2 protein-coding genes are annotated in these 1,877 nt (G+C 61.4%); both read right to left on the reverse strand.

Features of this window, described 5'->3' with window-relative positions:
* Window positions 1–31: 31 nt before the first annotated feature.
* Window positions 32–1,558, reverse strand: a complete 1,527-nt coding sequence (locus CYD26_RS24660) for an IS66 family transposase (protein ID WP_102053907.1) — start codon at window positions 1,556–1,558, stop codon at window positions 32–34.
* Window positions 1,559–1,619: 61 nt separating this feature from the next.
* A partial coding sequence (gene tnpB / locus CYD26_RS24665) for an IS66 family insertion sequence element accessory protein TnpB (protein WP_158240146.1) occupies window positions 1,620–1,877 on the reverse strand: 258 nt, incomplete at its 5' end.

Raw genomic sequence — 1,877 nt, forward strand, 5'->3', positions numbered from 1 at the left:
GTAAGCGTACGCCGAACTCACCTTGCGCGACTCAGGCAGGCGCCCACTGATGCGGCAGCAGTTGGCCGACCTCACTCGCCCGTTGCGTCGGCAGGCGTGTCAGCACGTCCTTGAGATAGGCATACGGATCATGCCCGTTCATGCGGGCCGACTGGATAAGGCTCATGATCGCCGCCGCGCGTTTGCCGCTGCGTAGCGACCCGGCAAACAACCAGTTCGAGCGCCCCAGGGCCCATGGACGAATCTGGTTCTCGACCTGGTTATTGTCGATGGGCACAGCACCATCCTCGACATAGCGAGTCAGTGCCTGCCAGCGTTTAAGGCTGTAATCCAAGGCTTTCGCCGTGGCCGATCCGTTGGGCACAAGATCACGCTGGGCCAGCATCCAGTCATGCAGTGTATCGAGGATCGGTGAAGCCTTTTCCTGTCGTATTCGCCAGCGTTCTTCATCGCTCATGTCCCGTGCTTGCCGTTCGATTTCGTACAGGCTGCCCATCGCGTGCAGTGCTTGTTCGGCCAACTGGCTTTTGTTTGCAGCGTGCAGATCGAAGAACTTGCGGCGGGCGTGGGCCATGCAGCCGATTTCGGTAATGCCTTGCTCGAAGCTGGCCTTGTAGCCAGCGAAGTCGTCGCAGACCAGCTTGCCATTCCACTGACCAAGAAAATTGCGCGCATGCTCGCCGGCACGGCTGGGACTGAAGTCATACACCACGGCCTTCAGATCGGCGAAGGGTGTGGTGCTGTAGGCCCAGACGTAAGCCCGATGGGTTTTCTTCTCGCCTGGGGTGAGCATTTGCACCGGGGTTTCGTCAGCGTGGATCGCGCGTTGGCCCAGCACGGCTTCGCGCAGGGCATCGACTAGCGGCTGGAGCTGCACGCCGGTTTGTCCGACCCACTGCGCCAGTGTCGAGCGAGCGATGGCCAGGCCGGCACGGCCAAAGATTTTCTCTTGCCGATATAGCGGCAAGTGGTCGGCGAATTTGGCCACCATCACGTGAGCCAGAAGGCCGGCGGTGGGGATGCCCTTGTCGATCACCTGGGCCGGCACGGGGGCCTGGATCAGTGTTTCGCACTGGCGACAGGCCCATTTCCCACGCACATGCTGTTCGACGGTGAACACGCCCGGCGTGTAATCCAGCTTTTCGCTGATGTCTTCACCGATGCGTTGCAGCTGGCAGCCGCAGGCGCATTGGGTGTTCTCCGGTTCGTGGCGGATCACGGTGCGCGGAAATTGTGCCGGCAGCGCTGTGCGCTTGGGCTGTTGGCGGGGTTCGGCTGGAGCAACCGGGGGATTGACAGCTTTCAGCTCCGCCTCGATGGCGGCGATGTCAGTGTCGAGCAGGTCGTCCAGCAAGCTACCCTGGTCAGGGCTCAGTTGCTCGCTACGCTTGGCAAACTTGTGCCGTTTGTACCAAGCGATTTCGTGTGTGAGCTGCTCAATGATGGTTTGATCACGGTGGATTTTCTTGCCCATCACGTCGACCTGCGTCAGCAACTGCGCGGCCAGTGTGCGCAGTTGCTCAGCTGTCAGTTGGTCGAGATTGGGCGAGGAGTTCATGCTGCTGATTGTGCCAGAGCAGACGCTCTGCGCAGATACACCGATGGGCTAATGGCCGGTGCTACAGCACTGTGATCGCGCCGCCCGCACCGACCCGCTGCCAGGGCAGCCCCAGTACCAACGCCTGAAGTTGCTCGGTGTCGAGTTCAACTTCCGAGCCGTGGCGGATGCCTGGCCAGTGAAACTTGCCCTGGTTCAATCGCCGCGCGGCCAGCCAGATACCCACGCCGTCATGCACCAGGACTTTCATGCGGTTGGCGCGGCGATTGGCGAACAGATAGGCGCAGTGCGGCTTCGCCGCACCGAACACCGCCACCAC

It is taken from the genome of Pseudomonas sp. FFUP_PS_473 (genome assembly GCF_002858665.1).
Taxonomy (GTDB): Bacteria; Pseudomonadota; Gammaproteobacteria; order Pseudomonadales; family Pseudomonadaceae; genus Aquipseudomonas; species Aquipseudomonas defluvii.